The 4,231-nt window shown below is 65.9% G+C and carries 3 protein-coding genes and 1 pseudogene; all 4 read right to left on the reverse strand.

Annotation, left to right across the window (positions count from 1 at the left end):
• Positions 1–63: 63 nt before the first annotated feature.
• Positions 64–492, reverse strand: coding sequence for a RidA family protein (locus tag DBR34_RS13555; RefSeq protein ID WP_219928292.1), 429 nt, complete (start codon positions 490–492; stop codon positions 64–66).
• Between the two features lie 112 nt (positions 493–604).
• Positions 605–1,507: a cation diffusion facilitator family transporter gene (locus tag DBR34_RS13560; RefSeq protein ID WP_128097183.1), complete on the reverse strand. Its 903-nt coding sequence runs from the start codon at positions 1,505–1,507 to the stop codon at positions 605–607.
• A 24-nt stretch (positions 1,508–1,531) separates the two neighbouring features.
• Entirely contained in the window at positions 1,532–3,820 is a 2,289-nt protein-coding gene (locus tag DBR34_RS13565; RefSeq protein WP_128097184.1) for an Orn/Lys/Arg decarboxylase N-terminal domain-containing protein, read from the reverse strand.
• A 21-nt stretch (positions 3,821–3,841) separates the two neighbouring features.
• Positions 3,842–4,231 (reverse strand): annotated as a pseudogene (locus tag DBR34_RS13570) (arginine/agmatine antiporter); the annotation flags it as partial.

A 4,231-nucleotide genomic window follows, 5' to 3' on the forward strand; every position in this document is an offset into this window, starting at 1 on the left:
CACGCCGTCCAAGGGCACATCACCCACGTGTCGGTCGCGCGCGCCGTCTGGCTGAGCTACTGATCAGCAGTACGCCGTCGCCTCGATCTCGAACAGCATGCCGTCCAGCGCCAGCCGCGGCACGGGAATCAACGTGCAGGTCGGTGCCCGGCCCAGCGGCCAGCGTTGGCCGATCTGCGCGGAAAGAATGCCCAGCCGGTCCTGGTCATGGTCCACCACCAGCACCGTGAGTTTGGCCACGTCGGCCAGGCCGGCACCGGCGGCGGCCAGGGCCAGCGCCAGGTTGTCCAGGGCCTGTGCCACCTGGACCTCGAAGCGCGGCGAGAGCACCCCGTCTGCGGTTTCCCCGCCCTGCCCCGCCACGTGGATCACCCGCGCCGGCAAGCGCACGACCGCCACGTGCGAGTAGCCGTTGGCACTGGGGTCATACAGACCCGCGGGATTGATGAAGCCGAACAGGCCGGCGGGCGCAGCGGGGGTGTCACTGAACATGGGGCATGCATCCATGGAGGGAGCACGCAGTGTTCGACCCCAACCTGGGTTGAGGTCAACAATGCACGGTGGAATGCTGCGGTCCACACCGCGCCAGTGGAGCCATGCCGCCTCAGGTCCAGGCCGGGTCGGCGGTGAAATCGATGGTCAACCAGAACTCGCTGCCGCGCGCGTCCAGGCGTTCGGCGATCTCGTCACGCAACCGGTCCACGTTGCCGATGTTGCCGATGACCGTTTCCGGATGGGTCAGGATGTGGATCTCGACGAAGCGCATGCGCCCCATCTTGGCCACGTGGCTGGTGAAATCAAGATAGCCGTGTTCGGTCACGAATGCCTGCATGACCGCCTGCACACGTGCATCCAGCGTATCCGGCGCCACCTGCAGCACCTCGCGCATGGCCTTCCAGGCACTGCGCAGCGGCACCGGCAGCACCGCGATGCTGATCGCCGCCAGCACCAATGGGTCCAGGTAGGGAATCCAGTGTGCGTGCTCGCCGCCGCGGAGCAGCAGCGCGATCACGAATGCCAGCACCACCGCCAGGCTCATCAGCCCACTCAGCAGCCAGGCCCGCACATCCAGCCACAGCAAGGAGGATTGCAGGCGCAGCGCGCGGGTCCGCACGAAGGCTGCCATGGCCAGGTTGCTCACACACAGTACCGCCGCCCACGCCAGCGCCGGACCGGCCTTGACCTCATGGCCGCCAGTGGTCAGCCCGATGATCGAATTGGCCAGCGCGTAGATGCAGGCCAGCGACAGGATCGCCCCGCCCAGTGCCTCCACCATCGGCTCCAGGTGCCAATAGCCGTACTGGAAACGCGGGCTTTCTTCCCGCGCCACCAGCCGCAGCACCGACAGCGCCACCAGGGTCAGGGCCACGTCGACCAGGCTGTACACGCCGTCGAACAGGATGGCCTGCGACCCCACCAGCAGGCCACCGGCAAAGCCGGTGGCACTCACGGCCAGGGTCACCGCGATCGAGAATGTCAGAACCCGCTGCTCGCGTGCTGTATCCATCGCTTGCCGAGGGCCTGACCGGACTCAGACCTTCAGCACCTCCACCTTGTAGGTTGGCGTAGCGCCATCGCGGTCGATGATAAGCCCATGCACGTCCGACTCGAAGCCCGGGAAGCGGGCGTTCTGCTCGCGGGCGATGCGCAGCGACTGGATGATCGGCTCGTCGCTGGCCCCGAAGCGCTCGCCCGGCATGATGGTCGGAATGCCCGGCGGGTACGGCACCAGCATGGTGCCGGCGATACGGCCGCTGATCGCCTCGATGTCGACCCGCTCGATCTGCCCGCGCACCAGGTGGTCGTAGGCCTCGGCCGGGGTCATCACCGGCTCGGGCAGGTCCACGTACATTTCGCGCATCACCTTGGGCACGGCGAACTCCCGGTTGAACTCATGCAGCGCCTGGCACAGGTCGCGCAGGCCCCAGCCGGCATAGGCCACCGGGTAGTCGGCGGCCAACCCCGGCAGCGCCCGGCTCAGCGGCGCATTGGCGTCGTAGAGCTCCTTGAACGCCATCAGCTCGGTTACCAGCGTGCTCCACTTGCCCTTGGTGATGCCCATCGAGAACAGGAACAGCACCGAGTACAGGTTGGTCTTCTCCACGGTAATGCCGCGCGTCCACAGGAACTTGCTCAGCACCGCGGCGGGAATGCCGCGCTGACCGATCTCGCCGTCGATCGACAGCCCCGGGGTCAGCAGCGTCACCTTGATCGGATCGATCAGCACGTAGTCTTCGACCAGCCCGTCAAACCCATGCCAGTGCGCGTCGGGCTGCAGGTACCACTCTTCGCGCTTGGCCACCAACGGTGCCGGCGCATCCCCCTTGGCCAGGGACCGCTCCAGCTTGTCCGGCTGCCACACACTGAACCACCAGTCGTCGCGCCCCAGATCCTCGCGCACGTGCAGCATCGCGCGGCGGAAGGCGATCGCCTCGTCATGCATCTCCTGCACCAGCGACTGCCCGGCCGCGCCTTCCATCATCTTGGAGGCCACGTCGCACGCGGCAATGACGCCGTAATGCGGGCTGGTGGTGGTGTGCATCATGAAGGCTTCGTTGAACCGCTCCGCATCCAGCTCGCGGGTGGCCGCGTTGCGAACGTGGATCATCGAGGCCTGCGAGAACGCGGCCAGCAGCTTGTGCGTGGAATGGGTGGTGAAGATGATCGCGTCCTGCTCGCGCGGCTTGCCCTTGGCCATGCCGTAGTGATTCTCGTAGAACGGATGGAACGCTGCATACGCATACCAGGCCTCGTCGAAGTGCAGGAAATCGACCGCGCTGCCGATCTCCTCGGCGATCTTCTCGGCGTTGTAGCACAGCCCGTCATAGGTGGAATTGGTGACCACCGCGATGCGCGGCTTGGAGCCGGCCTTGAACGCCTTGCTGGCCAACGGGTTGGCGGCGATGGCCTGGTGCAGCGACTCGGGCGTGAACTGGTCCAGGCTGATCGGACCGATGATGCCGTGCGCGTTGCGGCTGGGGGTGAAGTACACCGGGATGCCGCCGGTCATGATCAGCGAGTGCAGCAGCGACTTGTGGCAGTTGCGGTCGACGAACACCACATCGCCGCGGCCCACGGTGCCGTGCCAGACGATCTTGTTGGCCGTGGAGGTGCCGTTGGTGACGAAGAAGGTGTGGTCTGCGCCGAAGTTGCGCGCCGCTTCGTCCTCGGCCTCCTTGATCGGGCCGGTGTGGTCCAGCAGCGAGCCCAGCTCCGGCACCGAGATCGACAGATCGCTGCGCAGGGTGTTCTCGCCGTAGAACTGGTGGAACGCACGCCCCACCGGCGACTTGGTGAACGCCACGCCGCCGGCATGGCCCGGCGTATGCCAGGAGTAGTTGGACTCGGCCGTGTGGTGGATCAGCGCCTTGAAGAACGGCGGCAGCAGGTTGGCCATGTAGTCTTCGGCCGCGCGCATCACCTGGCGCGAGATGAAGCTCTTGGTGTCCTCGAACAGGAAGATGTACCCGTGCACGTACTTGAGCAGCTTGCTGGGCACCTTCTCGATGGTGCGGCGCTCGCCATACAGGAACACCGGCAGGTTGCCGCGGCGCGCGCTCTGTTCGCGCAGGAAGCCGAGCAGGCGCTGGAACTGCTCGGGCTTGTCCTCGGTGCCGTCGATGGAGATCAGTACCGCCGAGGCCGCCACATAGGTCCGCGCGCCGGCCTGGGCGTCGGAAAGGGTCAGGCCGCAGAGCACGCGCTGGTCGTTCTTGCGCAGCTCCTCGACCAGCGCACGGATCAGGATGCCACCGATGCGCGGGGACTCGTAATCGTCATCGATGACGATGATGGGGTAATCAAGCGACTTGAAATACACAGGCATTCTCCTGGGGGAAGATCACGAAAGCGTCGTGCGGACGGCGGCGTCCAGCGCGGGCAGCTGGCCACGCTGGCGGCGGCGCTCCTCGCTGAAGAACGGGTAGAACACCGTGATGAACAGCACGAACAGGAAGGCGTACTGGACGATGCTGCCCGACGACCCGAAGATCGCCCACAGGCAGTACACCACCGTGACACTGGTCAGCAGCCAGAACGCACCGGTATGCACCAGCGTGTGCGAACGCTCGACCACGAAATAGCAGGCCACGCACGAATAGATGTAAGGCAGCAGGGTCAGCACCACCGCAGCGGAGGTAATCACGTCGAACTGCGCCGACGCGGTTTCCGACGTCGAGGTGACCAGCACCGCCAGGGTCATCAGCACCGCCACGATCAGCACACCCTTGAC

Origin of the sequence: Stenotrophomonas sp. HMWF003 (assembly GCF_003061285.1) — a bacterium.
In the GTDB taxonomy this organism is placed as follows: domain Bacteria; phylum Pseudomonadota; class Gammaproteobacteria; order Xanthomonadales; family Xanthomonadaceae; genus Stenotrophomonas; species Stenotrophomonas maltophilia_AP.